Source organism: Rhizorhabdus sp. GW822-FHT03C02 (genome assembly GCF_058801765.1).
In genome coordinates this window covers 90,009-107,884 of the sequence record NZ_JBXANN010000001.1, presented here as the reverse complement: position 1 = coordinate 107,884, position 17,876 = coordinate 90,009, and the positions used below count along the sequence as shown (strand labels likewise).

The 17,876-nt window shown below is 68.0% G+C and carries 15 protein-coding genes; 8 read left to right on the top strand and 7 right to left on the bottom strand.

Annotated features, from left to right (window positions below):
* Positions 1–24 precede the first annotated feature (24 nt).
* Genes AC1RM6_RS00535 through AC1RM6_RS00525 form a run of 3 tightly spaced genes read left to right on the top strand, consistent with a single transcriptional unit; the run spans position 25 to position 5,776 of the window.
* A complete protein-coding gene (locus AC1RM6_RS00535) occupies positions 25–1,173 on the top strand; it encodes an efflux RND transporter periplasmic adaptor subunit (RefSeq protein ID WP_493097633.1) in 1,149 nt (382 codons plus the stop codon).
* A 6-nt stretch (positions 1,174–1,179) separates the two neighbouring features.
* On the top strand, positions 1,180–4,332 hold the full coding sequence (locus AC1RM6_RS00530; RefSeq protein ID WP_493097632.1) for an efflux RND transporter permease subunit: 3,153 nt from the start codon (positions 1,180–1,182) through the stop codon (positions 4,330–4,332).
* Positions 4,333–4,336: 4 nt separating this feature from the next.
* On the top strand, positions 4,337–5,776 hold the full coding sequence (locus AC1RM6_RS00525; protein ID WP_493097631.1) for an efflux transporter outer membrane subunit: 1,440 nt from the start codon (positions 4,337–4,339) through the stop codon (positions 5,774–5,776).
* Between the two features lie 187 nt (positions 5,777–5,963).
* Here the strand turns inward: AC1RM6_RS00525 and AC1RM6_RS00520 are convergent, their stop codons facing one another.
* The 3 genes from AC1RM6_RS00520 to AC1RM6_RS00510 are packed head-to-tail and all read right to left on the bottom strand — an operon-like array spanning position 5,964 to position 8,233.
* Complete coding sequence (locus tag AC1RM6_RS00520; protein WP_493097630.1) at positions 5,964–6,914, bottom strand: glutathione S-transferase family protein; 951 nt, start codon at positions 6,912–6,914, stop codon at positions 5,964–5,966.
* Between the two features lie 32 nt (positions 6,915–6,946).
* Complete coding sequence (locus AC1RM6_RS00515; protein WP_493097629.1) at positions 6,947–7,282, bottom strand: hypothetical protein; 336 nt, start codon at positions 7,280–7,282, stop codon at positions 6,947–6,949.
* 45 nt (positions 7,283–7,327) lie between these two features.
* Positions 7,328–8,233, bottom strand: a complete 906-nt coding sequence (locus tag AC1RM6_RS00510; RefSeq protein ID WP_493097628.1) for a helix-turn-helix transcriptional regulator — start codon at positions 8,231–8,233, stop codon at positions 7,328–7,330.
* A 140-nt stretch (positions 8,234–8,373) separates the two neighbouring features.
* Between AC1RM6_RS00510 and AC1RM6_RS00505 the strand changes: the two genes are divergently transcribed.
* The 5 genes from AC1RM6_RS00505 (at position 8,374) to AC1RM6_RS00485 (ending at position 11,406) form a co-directional block, all read left to right on the top strand.
* A complete protein-coding gene (locus AC1RM6_RS00505) occupies positions 8,374–9,012 on the top strand; it encodes a response regulator (protein ID WP_493097627.1) in 639 nt (212 codons plus the stop codon).
* A gap of 420 nt (positions 9,013–9,432) precedes the next feature.
* On the top strand, positions 9,433–9,852 hold the full coding sequence (locus AC1RM6_RS00500; protein ID WP_493097626.1) for a cupin domain-containing protein: 420 nt from the start codon (positions 9,433–9,435) through the stop codon (positions 9,850–9,852).
* 130 nt (positions 9,853–9,982) lie between these two features.
* Positions 9,983–10,432, top strand: a complete 450-nt coding sequence (locus tag AC1RM6_RS00495; RefSeq protein ID WP_493097625.1) for a carboxymuconolactone decarboxylase family protein — start codon at positions 9,983–9,985, stop codon at positions 10,430–10,432.
* A 54-nt stretch (positions 10,433–10,486) separates the two neighbouring features.
* A complete protein-coding gene (locus AC1RM6_RS00490; protein ID WP_493097624.1) occupies positions 10,487–10,915 on the top strand; it encodes an Ohr family peroxiredoxin in 429 nt (142 codons plus the stop codon).
* Between the two features lie 53 nt (positions 10,916–10,968).
* The gene (locus tag AC1RM6_RS00485) at positions 10,969–11,406 is read left to right on the top strand and encodes a hypothetical protein (protein ID WP_493097623.1); all 438 of its coding nucleotides are present in this window, start codon (positions 10,969–10,971) and stop codon (positions 11,404–11,406) included.
* Between the two features lie 59 nt (positions 11,407–11,465).
* Here AC1RM6_RS00485 and AC1RM6_RS00480 read toward each other — a convergent pair whose 3' ends face one another.
* The 4 genes from AC1RM6_RS00480 to AC1RM6_RS00465 form a co-directional block, all read right to left on the bottom strand.
* Entirely contained in the window at positions 11,466–12,389 is a 924-nt protein-coding gene (locus AC1RM6_RS00480; protein WP_493097622.1) for a LysR family transcriptional regulator, read from the bottom strand.
* 208 nt (positions 12,390–12,597) lie between these two features.
* A complete protein-coding gene (locus AC1RM6_RS00475) occupies positions 12,598–14,949 on the bottom strand; it encodes a nitric-oxide reductase large subunit (RefSeq protein WP_493097621.1) in 2,352 nt (783 codons plus the stop codon).
* Between the two features lie 120 nt (positions 14,950–15,069).
* On the bottom strand, positions 15,070–15,546 hold the full coding sequence (locus tag AC1RM6_RS00470) for a hypothetical protein (RefSeq protein WP_493097620.1): 477 nt from the start codon (positions 15,544–15,546) through the stop codon (positions 15,070–15,072).
* 28 nt (positions 15,547–15,574) lie between these two features.
* The gene (locus tag AC1RM6_RS00465; protein WP_493097619.1) at positions 15,575–17,716 is read right to left on the bottom strand and encodes a PQQ-dependent dehydrogenase, methanol/ethanol family; all 2,142 of its coding nucleotides are present in this window, start codon (positions 17,714–17,716) and stop codon (positions 15,575–15,577) included.
* Between the last annotated feature and the right edge of the window lie 160 nt (positions 17,717–17,876).

The window sequence follows — 17,876 nt, the reverse complement described above, 5'->3', positions numbered from 1 at the left end:
CCTGTTTCTCGATCGATGGTCGCCATGTCCTTTCACGCCCATATCCTGCCCCTGATCGCGCTCGTCCTGCTGGCGGGCTGCGGCACCCCGGCGCCGCCCCCGCCCGCCCCGCCCGCGGTCGGGGTGGTGACGCTCAGGCAGGAAAATGTCGTCCTGACCAACGAGCTGCCGGGCCGGGTCGCGGCGGTCGAAACCTCCGAAGTCCGCCCCCAGATCAGTGGCGTCATCCGCCGGCGGCTGTTCGCCGAAGGCGGCCTCGTGCATGCCGGACAGCTGCTCTACGAGATCGAGGACGCCCCCTATCGCGCCGCGCTCGGCACCGCGCAGGGCAATCTCGCCCGGGCGAAAGCGGCGATCAATTCGACCCGGCTGCAGGCCGAGCGCTATCGCGGGCTGGTCGGCATCAACGCGGTCAGCCGGCAGGAGCTCGACAATGCCGAAGCCACCGCGCAGCAGGCATCGGCCGATGTTGCGGCGCAAAAAGCATCGGTACAGGCCGCCGAGGTCAATCTGGGGTTCACCCGCATTCGCGCGCCGATTTCGGGCCGGATCGGACGATCGCTGTTCACCCCCGGCGCGCTGGTCCAGGCCGGCCAGGCCGGCGCGCTCGCGACGATCCAGCGCACCGACAGCGTCTATGTCGACGTCAACCAGTCGGCGGCGCAGCTGCTCGACCTCAAATCGGCGCTGGCCGAGGGCAGCATCCAGCAGGACCGGGCCGGCGGCGCGCGGGTGAAGCTGCTGCTGCCGAACGGCAAGACCTATCAGATCGACGGGCGGCTGCAATTTTCCGAGGTGTCGGTCGATCCGCAATCGGGCAGCGTCACCCTGCGCGCGACCTTCGCCAATCCGGGCGGGCTGCTCCTGCCCGGCATGTATGTCCGCGCCCAGCTGGTCGAGGGGGTGCGCCGGCATGCGATCCTCGCCCCCCAGCAGGGCATCGCCCGCGACCCGCGCGGTCGCGCCACCGCACTGGTCGTCGGCGCCGGCAACAAGGTCGAGGAGCGCAAGCTCGTCACCGACCGCGTCGTCGGCGACAAATGGATCGTCACCAGCGGCCTGAAGCCCGGCGACCGGCTGATCGTCGAAGGGTTGATCGGGCTGGCGCCGGGAACCCTGGTGAAAGCGGGCGCGCCGCAGCAGGTGACCGTCGCCGCCGCCGGCGCGAACTGAGCCGCCATGTCGCGTTTCTTCATCGACCGGCCGATCTTCGCGATCGTCATCGCCGTCATCCTGATGCTCGCCGGCGGCCTGGCCCTGCGCGTGCTGCCGATCGCGCAATTCCCCGAGATCGCGGCGCCCGCGGTCTCGATCACCACCCTCTATCCGGGGGCCGACGCCCAGACGCTCGAGAACACCACCACCCAGGTGATCGAGCAGCAGATGAAGGGCATCGACCATCTGCGCTATTTCTCGTCGACCAGCGATTCCGCCGGCAACCTCACCGTCACCCTGACCTTCGACCAGGGCACCGACCCCGACATCGCCCAGGTCCAGGTCCAGAACAAGCTGGCCCAGGCGACCCCGCTGCTCCCGCAGGAGGTGCAGCAGGCCGGACTTCGGGTGGCCAAGGCGACCGCGAATTTCCTGCTGGTCGTCGCGCTCTATTCGCAGGACGGTTCGCACGATCAGGTCGATCTCGGCGACTATGTCGCGTCCAACCTCCAGGACCCGATCAGCCGCATCACCGGGGTCGGCGACACGATGGTGCTCGGCGCGCAATATGCGATGCGGGTCTGGATCGACCCGTACAAGATGGCCAATCTGGGGATCACCGTCGCCGACATCCGATCGGCGATCCAGGCGCAGAACGCCCAGGTATCGGCGGGCCAGGTCGGCAGCACCCCGACGGTGAAGGGCCAGGCGCTCAACGTCACCGTCACCGCCCAGGCGCGGCTGCGCACCCCCGAGGAGTTCCGCAAGATCATCCTGCGGTCGACCGCCGACGGTTCGATCGTCACCCTGGCCGATGTCGCCCGGGTCGACATGGGGTCGGAGAATTACAGCTTCGCGGCGCGGTTCAACGGCAAGCAGGCATCGGGGATCGCGATCAAGCTGGCGCCGGGCGCCAACGCCCTCGACACGGTGACCGCGGTCAAGGCCAAGGTCGAGCAGCTTTCGAAGCGCTTCCCCGCCGACGTCAGGGTCGACTTCCCGATCGACAATTCGACCTTCATCCGGCTGTCGGTCGAACAGGTCGTCCACACCCTGTTCGAAGCGGTGATCCTGGTCTTCGTGGTGATGTTCCTGTTCCTGCAGAACTGGCGGGCGACCTTGATCCCGACGATCGCGGTGCCGATCGTGCTGCTGGGATCGCTGGCGATCCTGCTGGTGGCGGGCTTCACGATCAACACGCTCACCTTGTTCGGCATGGTGCTCGCGATCGGCCTGCTGGTCGACGATGCGATCGTCGTCGTCGAGAATGTCGAACGGCTGATCCAGACCGAGGGCCTCAGCCCCAAGGAGGCGGCGAAGAAGTCGATGGACGAGATCAGCGGCGCGCTGGTCGGCATCGGCCTGGTGCTGTCGGCGGTGTTCCTGCCGATGGCGTTCTTCGGCGGATCTACGGGCGTGATCTTCCGCCAGTTCTCGATCACGATCGTCTCATCGATGGTGCTGTCGGTGTTCGTCGCGCTGATCCTGACCCCGGCGCTGTGCGCGACGATCCTCAAGCCCGCCGATCATGGCCATGGCGAGAAGACCGGCTTCTTCGGCTGGTTCAACCGGACCTTCGATCGCGGCGTGACCCGCTATGCCAATGGCCTCGGCCGCGTCGAGCGCAACTGGCGCCGGTCGCTGGCGGTCTATGCGCTGATCGTGGTCGGCATGGGGCTGTTGTTCCTGCGGCTGCCGGGCGGCTTCCTGCCCGACGAGGACCAGGGGGTGATGTTCAGCCAGGTGTCGCTGCCGTCGGGCAGCTCGATGGAGGAGACCGAGCGGACGATGGCGCAGGTCCGCCGCCATTATCTGGTCGACGAGAAGGCCAATGTCGAATCGACCTTCACGATCAGCGGCTTCGGCTTCGTCGGCCAGGGCCAGAATGTCGGCATCGCCTTCGTCAAGCTGCGCCCCTGGGAAGACCGCAAACATGCCGGCGGCGACATCGCCTCGATCGTCCACCGCGCGAACGAGGCCTTCGCCAGGCTGAGCGCGGGCCAGGCGATCGCCTTCGCGCCGCCGGCGGTCCAGGAATTGGGCAATGCGACCGGCTTCGACTTCCAGCTCAAGGACGAGGGCAATCTCGGCCATGACCAGCTGCTCGCCGCGCGCAACCAGCTGCTCGGCATGGCGCGGCAGGACAAGAGGCTCGCGCAGGTCCGCCCCAACGGCATCGAGGACACCCCCCAGCTCAAGCTCAAGGTCGACCAGGCGGCAGCCGGCGCGATCGGGCTGAGCCAGGCCGACATCAACGACACCGTCAGCACCGCGTTCGGCGGATCCTATATCAACGACTTCATCGACCGTGGCCGGGTCAAGAAGGTCTATATGCAGGCCGACGCGGCGTTCCGCACCAGCCCGGCCTCGCTCGGCGACTTCCATGTCCGCGGGTCGAGCGGAACGATGGCGCCCTTCTCGGCCTTCGCCACCACCGACTGGGCTTATGGCCCGGCGAAGCTCGAGCGCTATAACGGCGTCTCGTCGATGGAGATCATGGGCGCGCCCGCCCCCGGCTACAGCACCGGCGCGGCGATGGCGGCGATGGCCGAACATGCCGCGAAGCTGCCCGCCGGCGTCGGCTTCGAATGGACGGGTCTCTCCTATGAGGAGCAGCTCTCGGGCGGACAGGCCCCCGCGCTCTATGCGCTGTCGCTGCTGATCGTGTTCCTGTGCCTCGCCGCGCTCTATGAAAGCTGGTCGGTGCCGATCGCGGTGATGCTGGTGGTGCCGCTCGGCGTGCTCGGGGCGGTCCTCGCCGCGACCATCGCCGGGCTCAACAACGACATCTACCTGCAGGTCGGGCTGATCACGACGATCGGGGTGTCGGCGAAGAACGCGATCCTGATCGTCGAATTCGCCGAGGAGAAGATGCGCGAGGGGCTCGACGCCGCCCATGCCGCGCTCGAGGCGGCGAAGCTGCGGTTGCGGCCGATCCTGATGACGTCGTTCGCCTTCATCTTCGGCGTGCTGCCGCTGGCGCTGGCGAACGGCGCCGGGGCGGGTGGGCAGAAGGCGATCGGCTGGGCGGTGGTCGGCGGGATGCTGTCGGCGACGGTGCTGGCGATCTTCTTCGTGCCCTTGTTCTTCTTCGTGGTGAAGCGGCTGTTCCGGCAGGACCGCGCAGCCCAGCCCGACCACGCCCTCCCTCATGGCCAGCGGCCACAGGAAGCCTGATCCGATGATATCCCATCCCACGCGCGCGCTGCTGGTGGCGGCGATGGCCGCCGGCCTGGCCGGCTGCGACATGGCGCCGCGCTATGCCCGGCCGGCCTTGCCGGTTCCGCCGACCATGCCGACCGGTCCCGCCTATCGCGTCGACGTAGCGCCCGCCGGCACGATCGTTCCCGCCGACACCGCCTGGGCGGACTTCTTCACCGATCCGCGGCTGCGCGACGTCATCCGCCTCGCGCTCGCCAATAATCGCGACCTCCGGGTGGCGCTCGCCAATGTCGAGCAGGCGCGCGCCCAATATCGCGTCCAGCGCGCCGACATATTCCCGACACTGGGCGCGAATGGCGGCGCGACCTACCAGAAGTCGCCGTTCGCGGTGGCAGGCGGCAGCGGCGGGGCGACCGCTGTGGGATCGGGGCGGACCGACATCTATTCGGCGTCGGTCGGCATCTCGGCGTGGGAGATCGACCTGTTCGGGCGCACCCGCAACCTGACCAGGGCCGCGCAGGAGCAGTATTTCGCGGCGGGCGAGAACCGCAACGCCGCCCAGACCGCACTGGTCGCGGAAATCGCCACCGCCTGGCTGACGATGGCCGCCGACCAGGAGCGGCTGCGGATCGCGCGCGACACCGAAGCCGCCTTTCGCCAGACGCTCGACATCACCATCGGCCGCTTCAAGGCCGGGATCGCCTCCGAGGTCGAGGTGCGGCAGGCCGGCACCAGCCATGACCAGGCGCGCTCGGACATCGCCGATGCGACGACGCTGGTGGCGCAGGATCGCAATGCGCTGAACCTGCTCGCGGGCACCACGCTCGACGCCGCGATGCTGCCCGAGGCGCTGGCGGCGCAGGGCGCCACGATCGACCGGCTGCCTGCCGACCTGTCGTCGGAGCTGCTGCTGCGCCGCCCCGACATCGCCGCGGCCGAGCATCAGCTGATCGCCGCCAATGCCGATATCGGCGCGGCGCGCGCCGCCTTCTTCCCGACGATCTCGCTGACCGCGGCGCTCGGCACGACCAGCCTCGGCCTGTCCAACCTGTTCGCCGGATCGAGCAAGACCTGGTCGGTGGCGCCGACCGCGAGCCTGCCGATCTTCGATTTCGGCCGCAATGCCGGCAATCTGCGCTATGCCAAGGCGACCCGCGACGCGATGGTCGGGCAATATGAGCGGACCGTCCAGACCGGGTTCCGCGAAGTCGCCGACGCGCTGGCGCGGCGCGGCACGATCGATGCGCAGATCGCAGCGCAGACCTCGCTCGAAGACAATGCGCGCGGCGCCTTTCGCCTGTCGGAAGCCCGCTTCAAGGCCGGGATCGAACCTTTCCTCACCACGCTCGATTCGCAGCGCAGCTATTATGCGGCCCAGCAAAGCCTGCTCGCGACCCGGCTGGTGCGCGAGGCCAATGCGGTCGAACTCTATCGTGCGCTGGGCGGCGGGTTGCGCTGAGCGGAGATCACCGCAGCAGATGCCAATAGACTATATAGAAAAGGCCGATCGCCGACAGCGCCCAGCAGCATCGATCACCCACCCAGTCGAGGCGTGACATGACAGCATCTCTCCACGCGGTCTGAAGCCGCTGGAGCGAGCATATGCTTTTGCCGGGGGCGGGTCCAGCGGCACGCGGACCGCCCGATCAATACGCCGGCAGCGGCCCGACCGGCACGATCCCGGACGGGTTGATCGTCCGGTGGCTCTGATAATAATGGCCCTTGATATGGTCGAAATCGACCGTCGCGGCGACGCCGGGCAGCGCTATCATCCGGCGCGTGAACCCCGACAGCGCGGGATAGTCGGCGATCCGGCGGATATTGCATTTGAAATGGCCGACATAGACCGCGTCGAACCGGATCAGCGTGGTGAACAGCCGGATATCGGCCTCGGTCACGCCGTCGCCGGTCAGATAGGGCCTGTCGGCGAGCATCGCCTCGAGCCAGTCGAGCGTGTCGAACAGCGGCCCGATCGCCTCTTCATAAGCCGCCTGGGTGGTCGCGAAGCCGGCCTTGTACACGCCGTTGTTGAGGCTGTCGTAGACGCGGGCGTTGATCCGGTCGATCTCGGCGCGCAGCGGTGCGGGATAATAGTCGCCGGGGGTGGCGCCGATGCCGTCGAAAGCGCTGCCCAGCATCCGCAGCAGTTCGGACGATTCGTTGTTGACGATCGTCGCGCGCTGCCGGTCCCACAGCACGGGCACCGTTACCCGCCCGGTGAAGTCGGGCACCGCCGCCGCATAGACCTGATGAAGATAATCGGCGCCGTGGATCGGATCGGGCACGACGCCCGGGCCGTCGGCGAAGGTCCAGCCATGCTCCAGCATCAGCCAGTTGACCACCGAGACCGAAATCGCCTCGTCCAGCCCCTTGAGCGCGCGCATGATCAGCACCCGGTGCGCCCACGGGCAGGCCAGGCTGACATAGAGATGATAGCGCCCCGGCTCGGCGGCGAAACCGCCCTGCCCGCTCGGCCCGGCCGCGCCGTCGGCGGTCACCCAGTTGCGGAACACCGCATCCTTGCGCACGAACCGCCCGCCCGACGCCGACGTGTCGTACCAGGCGTCGCGCCATTTGCCTTCGACCAGCAGTCCCATATCGCCTCCATGCGCGCTTCGGCTTCCCGCGATCAGGCCGAGAGCATCGCCGCGGCCTGAAGTTGCGCCCGGCTATAGCCGAGGTCGAGCAGCTCGGGGACCAGTTCTTCGGCGATCGCCCGGCGCCGCCGGGTCGCGCAGACGAAATGGCGCAGCCGCTCGAGCCGGCGATTGGCCAAGGGTCGACGCGGCTGATGCCCGGTGAACAGGCGGTAAAGCCCGACGAAAGCGCCGATCACCATGCCGTCGGCGCTATCGAAGGCACCATTATCCTGGGCGTCGGCCAGCGCGATCCGGACCGCCTGCCACTCGGCATCGGTCAATTCGAGATTCGATCCAGGATCGTCGATCGTCCGAAGCGGCATCATCGCCTCCATCGTTCGCCCGGGCGGCGCGGAACATGCGCGCCGCGATCAGTGCTGGCAGTTGCGCCGCCACAGCCCGGGGCTGACCCCGATCGCGCGGGTGAAGACCCGGGTGAAATGGCTCTGGTCGGCGAAGCCGCAGCTCAGCGCGACGTCGGAAAGACTTTCGCTGCCGCGGCGGAGCAGGTCCTTGGCGGTGTCGAGCCGCTGCTGGGTCAGCCAGCCGTGCGGGGTGGTGCCCAGCGACCGTTTGAAGGCGCGGCAGAAATGGCTGACCGACAGGCCGCATTCCTGCGCAACGTCCTTGAGCCCGATGCCGCCGTCGAGATGCGCCGCGATCACCTCGCGCGCGCGCCGTTCCTGCCAGGGCGCGAGCCCGCCGCGAACCGCGACCGGCGCCGATCGCCAGCGCGCATAGCGTTTGGCGACATGTCCGACGAGCGCGAACATCACATGGTCGACGAACAGCGACGACGCCGGCGCGGGACGGCGCAGCTCGGGCAGCAGCACCTCGCCGAGATTGCGGATGACCTCGTCGTCGACGCTCTCGCCGGGGCGATAATCGAGACCGTCGACCACCGCCGACGGCGAGTCCGCCCCGATCTCGTTGAGCGCCGCGGCCGGGATATGGAAGGCGAGATGGTGGAGCGGCCGGTCGATCGCCATCCGCGGATTGCGCTTGAGATCCTGGATGACGATGCCGCCGGCCTTGAGATCGGCGACCACGGGCGCTCCACCATCCTCCCAAGATCGATAGCCGCGAACGTCGCGGAGCTGCAGGCTGATCAGCAATGAGGCCTCGGGCAGGATCGGCTTGCTGACCGCCGCGCACGGCCGCCGGACGTCGAGTTCGGCCAGCGAGACCGGGGTGCCCGCCGCGGTTCGCACCGACAGTCGCGGCGCATCCTTCAAATGAAGATGATCGCCCAGATACTGCCCGAAAAGGCCGTGCATGACATTCCCCTTCCCTTTGCGCACAGTATAGCCGCGACGTTTCTGGGACGTAATCTTCCGACGGGGGGCATCCTCGTCACTCGATCGGGTAGCGCCCGAAGGGTGGTCGCGGGACCGCCGCCGCGCTACGCTGCACGATCATGGCGGCCCCCTCTCCCGAGCATCCGATCCGGATTTTGATCGCCGACGATCATCCGATGCTGCGCGAGGGGATTGCCGCGGTGATCGAACTGCAGCCCGACATGATCGTCGCCGGCGAAGCCCAGGACGGCGCCCGGGCGATCGAACGCCACGCCGCGCTGAAACCCGACATCGTGCTGATGGACCTGCAGATGCCCGGCGTCGACGGGATGGCGGCGATCGCGGCGATCCGGCAGGCGGATCCCGATGCGCGGATCATCGTGCTCACCACCTATGCCGGCGACATCCAGGCGATGCGCGCGCTGCGCGCCGGCGCGAGCGGCTATCTGCTCAAGGGCAGCGTGCGCAAGGAACTGCTCGACGCGATCCGCAGCGTCCATGACGGCCGCCGCTATCTGTGCGCCGAAATCTCGCGCGAGATCGCGCTCCACGCGATCGACGACGGGCTGAGCGAGCGCGAGATCGCGGTGCTGCGGCTGGTCGCCGAAGGCAAGGCGAACAAGCAGATCGCCTGGGAATGCTCGATCTCCGAAGATACGGTCAAGGCGCATATGAAGAGCATCTTCGCCAAGCTGCGGGTGATGGACCGCACCCATGCGGTGACGGTCGCGATCCGGCGCGGCATCATCGACCTTTGAGGATCGTCGCGGCGCGGGAGCGTGGGGATACATCCCCCGTCGCTCCCGCGAAGGCGCATGGGCGCTGACCTATATCTTCTGAAGCCTTCTCCCGCTCGCGGGAGAAGGTTTGGATGAGGGTCTTCTTCTGGCTACTGCTCGGCTGGAAGGTAAATTAGAAGAAGAGCCCTCTCCCTACCCTCTCCCAAGAAGTGGGAGAGGGGCCCTCGCGCCCATGTCGGCGCTTTCGGGACATGTGCCGGGGGCCACCGGATCACCAACGCAATAACCGGGAAGCTCGGCACCACCGGCACAGTCGTCACCGAACAACCCGACACGCCCGAACCCGACAAAAGCGGACGCGAACGTTCAATCTCCCCGCCGGCCATCGGGCTATCCCCCCGGCAAGAGGCGATGGCCTCGCCCGATGAGGAGAATGACATGAAGACCATGATGATCGCGGCGCTCGCCGTCTGCACCGCCGCGCTGCCGGCGATGGCGCAGGAGCGACCCGTGGAGACGGTCACGCCGGCGTTCGACCACGCCATCCCCAACATTCCGGGCAAGTCGCTCAAGGCGGCGGTGGTAACCTATCCGCCGCGTGGCGCCTCGCCCGCCCACACGCACGCAAAATCCGCATTCATCTTCGCCTATGTTCTCGACGGCGAGATCCGCAGTTCGGTCGACGGGTCGCCGCCGCGGATCTACCACCCGGGCGAGAGCTGGTACGAGGCGCCCGGCGCGCATCATGGCGTCAGCGAGAATGTCAGCGACACACAGCCAGCGCGGCTGCTCGCGGTGTTCGTGGTCGACAGCGACGACACGGCGCTGGTGACGCCGGATCATGGCCCCGCCCATTAAGGCCGGCCGGTCGATTATGCACCGATACGGCATGATAGAAATGACGATCCGGTTCTAATCGCCGCCCCCGAACAGGCTTATTGAAGATCCAGCCGGCGAAAGCCGGACCACAAGATCCAAGGAAACGACCATGTCCATCCGTATCGATCACAATGCCGCCGCCCCCGCCGGGATGAAGGCGCTCGGCCAGCTTTACGGCTATATCATGCAGTCGGGGCTCGACGCCCGGCTGGTCGATCTCGTCTATCTGCGGGTCAGCCAGATCAACGGCTGCGCCTATTGCATCGACATGCACAGCCGCGACCTGCTGAAGAAGGATGTGAGCGTCGACAAGCTGGTGCTGGTGCCCGCTTGGCGCGAAGCCGGCAAATTGTTCGACGCCACCGAGCGCGCCGCGCTCGCCTGGGCCGAAAGCGTCACGCTGGTCGCGTCGACCGGTATCCCCGACGCCGATTATGCCGCGGCGCGCACGGTGTTCGACGAGAAGCAGATCGCCGACCTCACCCTCGCGATCGGGCTGATGAACACGTATAACCGAATGGCGATCGCGTTCCGCGCGACCCCGGCCGCCGCCGCCTGATCCCTTCTCGCCCATCCGCCGCGATCGGCGGCGGATCCGGGCAGGAGCTGCACCATGACACCGCTGTATCAGACCGCGGCCACCGCCATCGGCGGCCGCGCCGGATCGGCCGCGAGCGCCGATGGCCGGCTCCGCATCCGCCTCGCCACGCCACCCGAACTCGGTGGCGCGGGCGGCGACGGCACCAACCCCGAGCAGCTGTTCGCGGCCGGCTATGCCGCCAGCCTGCTCTCGGCGATCCGGCTGGTCGCCGGCCGGGCGGAGATCGCCGTCGCCGACGACGCCAATGTCACCGCGACGGTCGGCATCGGCCCCGCCGGCGAAGGCCACGACCAGAGGCTTGTGCTGGCGATCGACATCGACGCCGACCTGCCGGGGATCGCCGCCGAGACCGGGCGGGCACTGGTCGAGCGAGCGCTCGCGATCTGCCCTTATGCCAACGCGACCCGCAGCAACATCGCGGTCCGCATCACGATCGCCTGAACCTCATTTGCCCGGTGGCACGTCGCCATGCGGGATCGGAAAGGAGATATGAGATGAACATCCAGCACGCTTTCGACATCGTCACGGCACGCGAAATCGTACCGCCCGTCGATATCGCTGCCCCCCGCGCCCCGGTGATGGGCGAAGCCGCGGTGCCCGACGTCCCCGCGCGGGTCGGCGCGATGATCGTCGGCGCCTATGCCGCGATCATGGGCGGCCTGGTCGCCGGCTTCGCGCACAGCCCCGAAGCGATCATGATGGTGACGATCAGCATCCTCTACACGATCGTCTATCTGGCGGTGCCCACGGCCTTTCTGCGGGTCGAGGCGACGTCGGGCCGGATCGGCTTCGCGGCGTTCCTGCGCAAGGGCCTCGACACCTGGACCGGCCATCTCAGCGGCCGCGAGGCGATCGTCCAGATGCTGACGATCCCGGTCAGCGTCGCCTTCGCGGTGTGGGGAATCGCGCTGATCGCGCTGCTGAATCGTTAGGAAAATGCGCGGAAGAGCGCATTTTCGGAGCGGCACCGAAGGCGCATCCAAACGCATTTTCAACGCTCGACGCCATGCGCCCAGGGCTGGGTCGCGAAATGGCGGCGGAGGAAGTCGAGCAGCACCCGTACCCGGGCCGGGCGCGCCCGGCCCGGCGGGGTGACGACATAGAAGGGACCGGGCGGCAGCGACCAGTCGGGCAGGAGTTCGACGAGCCGGCCATCGGCGATCTGCCGCCACACGAACAGTTCGGGCAGCGGCGCGATGCCGAGGCCCGCGACCAGCGCCGGGATGATCGCCCCGACATTGTTGGCGCGCAGCCGGCTGGCGACGGCGATCGAGACCGGTTCCTCGCCCGGCCGTGCGAACTCCCACACCGATCCCCACGGGACATGGGTCGGGGTGATCGTCGGATAACGGGCCAGGTCGCCGGGGTGCGACGGCAGTCCATGGCGTTCGATCAGTGCCGGTGCGGCGACCAGCGGCCGCCGCAGCGAGAACAGCCGGCTGATCCGCAGCGACGAATCCATCGAGCCGCCGATCTGCACCGCGACGTCGAAGCCGTCGGCGACGATGTCGACCTTGTTCTCGGTCAGGCAGAGGTCGACCTCGATCTCGGGATAAGCGAACATGAACTGCGGCAGCAGCGGTGCCAGCGCCTCGACCCCGAAAGCCGTGCTGGCGGCGAAGCGGATCAGCCCGCGCGGGATCGCCGCCTCCTCCAATATGTCGGCCTCGATCGCGGCGCCATCGGACAGGATACGCAGCGCGCGGTCGAGCGACAGCCGTCCGCTTTCGGTCAGCGACAGCTTGCGCGTGGTCCGGTGCAACAAGGTGGTGCGCATCCGGTCCTCGAGCCGCGACACCGCTTTCGACACGGTGGTCTTGGCGAGGCCCAGTTCCTCGGCGGCTTGGGCGAACGATCCCTTCTCGGCGACCTTGGCGAAGATCGCCCAGGCTTCGAAATCGGGCAGATGCGGCATCGTCGTTTCTCCTGGCCGGCATATGCCAGCCCGTCGCATTTCATAACCACTTCGCGGCGCTCCCCGAAAGAAGGGCCGCCTGCCGGGTGGCAGGCGGCCCAGGATCGGGGCGCGGCGTTTCCGGGATGGGGGGCGGGAAACGCCGGAGAAGAGCTGCCCCGCTGACAGGACCTCGACGGCACAGGGCAAGCCGCCGGGTCTTGTTCGATCAGGCCATCGCCGGGATGGCCACAGCCTCCTGCGCCGGGGTGCGATCCCACAGGCCGATCCAGGCCTTGCAGGCGGCGACCGTGATCGGCAGCGCGCCGAACAGGATGAAGACCATGTCGCCGGGCATGCGCAGCCATTCGATGAAGCGCGACCGGTCGCTGCCGGTGAAGGCGAGCGAGCGCGCATGCCAATAGCCCGACTGGGTGACGTCCCAGACCTGGAGCAGGCCGGCCGGGAACAGGCTGAGCAGGATCATCAGCGCCAGCCCGCCATTGCTGCCCCAGAAGGCGACCCGCACCCAGGGCTCGATCCCCGCCCAGCGCGCGGCGTCGCTGACCTGGCGCAGGACGAACACCATCAGCGCGATCGCGAGCATCCCGAACACGCCCATCATCGCGGCATGGCCGTGATTGGGGGTCAGGATCGTGCCGACCTCATAATAGCTGACGATCGGCAGGTTGATCAGGAAACCGAAGACGCCGGCGCCGACGAAGTTCCAGAAGCCGACCGCCATCAGGAAATAGAAGGTCCATTTGTGCGGTAGCTCGACCCGTTCGCCGCAGATGTCGCACGCGCCGCGGGTGGTGCGGACGAAGTGCCAGGCGTCGAGGGTCAGCAGCGTCAGCGGCACCACCTCGAGCGCCGAGACCATCGCCGACGCGGCCATGTTGATGTTGGTGTGACCGGTGAAATACCAGTGATGGCCGGTCCCGACGAGCCCGCCGAGGAAATAGAGGATCGCGTCGAGATAGATCACCCTGAGCGCGGTGTTGCGCGCGGTGAGGCCGAGCTGGAAGAACAGCAGCGCCACCACCGTCGTCGCGAAGAATTCGAAGAAGCCCTCGACCCACAGATGGATGATCCAGAAGCGCCAGGTATCGACCACGGTGTAGTTGGACTTCGCGCCGATGAAGAGCGCCGGGATATAGAAGACCGGGATCGCCAGCGCCGCGAGCAGGAACAGCCGGGCGAGCGGGCGCGCCTCCACCCGCGCGACCTGCGACGGCCGGGCGAGATGGACGAGCAGCGCGAACCAGGCACCCAGCCCGACCACCAGCAGATATTGCCAGAAACGCCCGATCTCGAGAAACTCCCAGCCCTGGTTGCCGAACCAGAACCAATATCGGCCGAGCAGCCCCGATATGCCGGCCCATTCGCCGAGCAGGCTGCAGCCGATCACCAGCGCGAAGGCGGCGAACAGCAGGTTGATGCAGGCGACCAGCGCTTTGGGTTCGTCGCTGCGCAGCGAGCGGCCGAGGAACAGCGCGGCGGCGACATAGGCGGTGGCGATCCAGAAGATCGCGGTCTGCAGATGCCAGATCCGCATCAGGTTGCTGGGGAAGATCTCCTCGAGCCGGATCCCGTAGAAATTGCCGGGATCGGCGCGGTAATGGGCGGTGGCGCCACCGACCAGCGTCTGCATCAGGAACAGCAGGCCGACGACGACGAAGAACTTGACCAGCGCGCGCTGGCCGGGGCTGGCGACGCCCGGCAGCAGCTGCGGATGGACATGGCTGCGCTCGTCGATCCAGCCGAGAAATTCGAAGCGCCCGAACGCGACCAGCACGACGCCGATCCCGCCGAGCAGCATGATCAGGCTTAGCCCGCTCCACAGCAGCGCGTCGGCGGTCGCGACATTGCCGACCAGCGGGTCATACGGAAAATTGTTGGTGTAGGAATAATTGCTCCCCGGCCGGGTCGCGACCGACGCCCAGGCCGCCCAGGTCACGAAGCTGGCGAAGCGCTGCAATTCCTGCGGATCGCGGATCAGATCGGGCGCCAGCCCGCCGTTGCGCGCGGGGTCGTGGAAATAGGCCGCCCAGTAGAGCGGCTGGCGGCGCCAGGAGTCGGCCTGCGCGGCGGTGAAGCCGAGGGTGCGCGACGCCGGATCGTAGCGATTGACCTTGAGCGTGGTCGCGACCATCGCGTCGACCGCCGAACGCCGCAGCGGATCGAGCGCGGCATAGGGGGTACCGATCCCGTCCGCGAAATCGGCGCCGACGTCGAGCCCGATCTGGTGGAGCGCCGAGGCGGCATAATCGGGGCCGAGATAGGCGCCATGACCCCAGATCGAGCCATTGGCCATCAGCCCGTGGCGCAGGAAGACCGCCTGGCCCTCGCGGATATCGTCGCCGGTGAACAGCAACTGCCCCCGCGCATCGACCACCCGATCGGGAATCGGCGGCGCGTTGCGATAGGCGAGCATCGTGATCCCGATCAGCGCGGCGAAGCCGACCACCATGATCGCGATCACCGTGCGCACCCACCAGCGCGACAGCGGCGGATCGGCGATGTCGATCGTCGCGATACCCGCGCCGTGAATCGGCCCCGCCTGACTGCCATCGATCATCATCGCCCCCGCTGCCGTTCGACATGTTGGGCGCGACCCTAGTCACATGGCGCAAGTTCGGGCTTGTACGCATCGGGCGTCGTTGAACGATCCGCGCGCAAATGCGGCGGCGGAGCCGGCTTATTTCTCGTAGACGAGCACGTCCTTGACCGCGCCGTCCTTGTCGAGCAGCAGCGAGGTGAACGACCGCGCATCGTTGCTCAGCCAATGCTCGATATAGCTGACCGGCGCCCCCGGCTGCGCGCTCTGCATCGTCATCCGGACCACCCCGGGCGCCTTTTCGGCCAGGGTCACCATTCCCCTTTTCTCGCCGGTGACGAGATCGAAGAAAGGATGCGGCTGGCCGTCATAGGCCGCCTGGTAGCGCATGCCCGACCGTTTCCCCTCGAAAATCACCTCGGTGCTGTAATCCTCGACGCCCGCGGCATGGCCGATCGTCACGACCTGCGCGATCGTGCGGTGCGGACCCGAGCGCGCCATCGAAATATGCCAGGCGCCGTCGAACCGGGCGGCGGTCTCTCCGGGCGCCTCGGCCAGGGCGGCACCTCCGGCGAACAGCAGTGCGAGGGTCGGGAGAGCGAGGCGGACAAGTCGCATATCGGGTCCTTTACAGATGGCGATGATCTTAACTCGAATGGCCCGCCTCGGCCGGGGCTTTAGGGTGGTCGCGCGCCTCCATCTTTTCGTGGGCGAGCGCGATCAGATAGGCGCGGATCGCGGCGGCATCGTCATGGTCCAGCGCTTTGGCGAAACCCGCCATGCCGGCGTCCTTGAGCGCGCCGCCGAGCACGACGTCGAACCAGACATCGTCGCCGAGCAGCGGGCTGTAACGCAGGTCCGGCTGGTTGCCGAGGCTGGTCCCGCCGAAGCCGTGGCAGACCGCGCAAAACTGGGCATAGGTCCGGCGCCCCCGCGCGACGACCTCGGGGCCCGCGGTCGATGGCGGCGGCGCCAGCGACAGCGGCTGCGCCAGCGCCGGGGCCGGCAGCGTCGCCTTGCCGTCGAGCGCGAACACCAGCAGCCGGTCGGCATTGGGCCTACGCTCATGGTCGCCGACCAGCCTGCAGGCCGAACCATAGACCCCGCCGCACCCCGCCATGACCGCGACATATTGGCGCCCGCGCACCGCATAGCTGATCGGCGCCGCGAGCACCCCGGTCTGCAGCCAGCGCGACCAGAGCTCGCGGCCGGTGCTCGCGTTCATGATCTTGAGGAAGCCGGTACCGGTCCCCTGCACCACCAGGTCGCCAGCGGTCGCCAGCACCCCACCATTGCCGAACGTATCGCGCGGCGCCCGCCAGACCGCGCGCTGGGTGCGCGGATCCCAGGCGAGCAGATAGCCTTTGGGTTCGGCGACCGGCGATGCCATCTCGCCAGGTTCGGCCCCCGCGCCCAGATCGATGCCGGTATTGTAGCCGAGCGGCGCGAAGCGGAAATCGCGCTTGGCGGCGTAGCGCGTCGCCAGCTCCTGGGTGGGAATATAGACCAGCCCGCTGCGTGGACTATAGGCCATGGGCGGCCAGTTATGTCCGCCGAGCGACCCCGGGGTCCCGAACCACGGCTGGCCGGTCTCGCTGTAGCGCGCCGCCGGGTTTTCGACCGGACGGCCGGTGGCGGGATCGATCCGGTCGGCCCAGTTGACGGGCACATATTTCTCGGCCGAGATCAGCTTTCCGGTCGCGCGGTCCAGCACATAGAAGAAACCGTTCTTGGGCGCCTGCATCAGCACCTGGCGCACCACCCCGCCGATCGGCAGGTCGGCCAGGACGATATGCTGGGTCGCGGTATAATCCCATTCGTCGCCCGGCGTGGTCTGATAGTGCCAGACATAGGCACCGGTGTCGGGCCGCAGCGCGACGATCGACGACAGATAGAGATTGTCGCCCTTGCCCTCGCTGCGCGCGCCGCGGCTCCAGGGGCTGCCATTGCCGGTGCCGATATAGAGAAGATCGAGCTTGGGATCATAGGCCATCGCGTCCCAGGCGGTGCCGCCGCCCGCCCCCGCCTTCCACCATGCGCTGCCCGACCAGCTCGACGCCGCGCGCGCGAGCGGTTGGTCGGATATCTCGCCGTCGGGCTTTCCGGGCTCGCCGGGCACCGTGTAGAAGCGCCAGGCCTTCCTGCCCGTCACGGCGTCATAGGCGGTGACATAGCCGCGCACGCCGAGTTCGGCGCCGCCATTGCCGATGATCACCTTGTCGCGGACGACCCGCGGCGCGCCGGTGATGGTATAGGGTTTCGCCGGGTCGACCGTCACCACGCTCCAGACCGGCTTGCCGGTGCGGGCGTCGAGCGCGACCAGCCGGCCGTCGAGCGTCCCGACGAAGATTCTCCCCTTCCACGCCGCCACCCCGCGATTGACCGCGTCGCAGCAGGCGGCGACCAGCCGCTCGCGCGGCACCTGCGGGTCGTAGGACCATAGCGGCCGCCCGGTGGCGGCATCGAACGCGCGCACCATGCTCCAGGCGGTCGAGACATAGAGGATGCCGTCGACGACCAGCGGCGTCGCCTCCTCGCCGCGCGCCAGATCGAGATCGGCATACCAGTCGAGCCCCAGCCGGCCGACATTGGCGGCATCGATCTGGTCGAGCGGACTGAAACGCTGCTCGTCATAGCTGCGGCCATGGCTCATCCAGTTGCCGGGTTCGGCATCGGCGCCGACGATCCGCGCGGTATCGACCGCGGCGGGTCCACGCCCGTCGAGCGACCAGGCCGCGCTGCCGAGGACGAGCGCGAGGCAGGCGATCGCCGCGGGGATCGGCTTCATGGTCGATGGCGCCTTGCCCGGCATGGGACCTCCTGTCGCTGGCCGATGGCCGGCCCGGCCACCGTCACGATAGACGCGACCGGGACGCCCGGCTTCAAGGTGAGATCGGGCGCGGCGTCGGTGTCCGCCGGTCACCGACGGCGATCGCCGCGCCGGAACG

Coding starts and splice junctions, on each gene's coding strand:
- AC1RM6_RS00490 (WP_493097624.1), top strand. CDS start 10,487: ATGACACCGCTGTATCAGACCGCGGCCACCGCCATCGGCGGCCGCGCC.
- AC1RM6_RS00515 (WP_493097629.1), bottom strand. CDS start 7,282: ATGATGCCGCTTCGGACGATCGACGATCCTGGATCGAATCTCGAATTG.
- AC1RM6_RS00530 (WP_493097632.1), top strand. CDS start 1,180: ATGTCGCGTTTCTTCATCGACCGGCCGATCTTCGCGATCGTCATCGCC.
- AC1RM6_RS00525 (WP_493097631.1), top strand. CDS start 4,337: ATGATATCCCATCCCACGCGCGCGCTGCTGGTGGCGGCGATGGCCGCC.
- AC1RM6_RS00500 (WP_493097626.1), top strand. CDS start 9,433: ATGAAGACCATGATGATCGCGGCGCTCGCCGTCTGCACCGCCGCGCTG.
- AC1RM6_RS00475 (WP_493097621.1), bottom strand. CDS start 14,949: ATGATCGATGGCAGTCAGGCGGGGCCGATTCACGGCGCGGGTATCGCG.
- AC1RM6_RS00470 (WP_493097620.1), bottom strand. CDS start 15,546: ATGCGACTTGTCCGCCTCGCTCTCCCGACCCTCGCACTGCTGTTCGCC.
- AC1RM6_RS00465 (WP_493097619.1), bottom strand. CDS start 17,716: ATGAAGCCGATCCCCGCGGCGATCGCCTGCCTCGCGCTCGTCCTCGGC.
- AC1RM6_RS00495 (WP_493097625.1), top strand. CDS start 9,983: ATGTCCATCCGTATCGATCACAATGCCGCCGCCCCCGCCGGGATGAAG.
- AC1RM6_RS00480 (WP_493097622.1), bottom strand. CDS start 12,389: ATGCCGCATCTGCCCGATTTCGAAGCCTGGGCGATCTTCGCCAAGGTC.
- AC1RM6_RS00485 (WP_493097623.1), top strand. CDS start 10,969: ATGAACATCCAGCACGCTTTCGACATCGTCACGGCACGCGAAATCGTA.
- AC1RM6_RS00510 (WP_493097628.1), bottom strand. CDS start 8,233: ATGCACGGCCTTTTCGGGCAGTATCTGGGCGATCATCTTCATTTGAAG.
- AC1RM6_RS00520 (WP_493097630.1), bottom strand. CDS start 6,914: ATGGGACTGCTGGTCGAAGGCAAATGGCGCGACGCCTGGTACGACACG.
- AC1RM6_RS00505 (WP_493097627.1), top strand. CDS start 8,374: ATGGCGGCCCCCTCTCCCGAGCATCCGATCCGGATTTTGATCGCCGAC.
- AC1RM6_RS00535 (WP_493097633.1), top strand. CDS start 25: ATGTCCTTTCACGCCCATATCCTGCCCCTGATCGCGCTCGTCCTGCTG.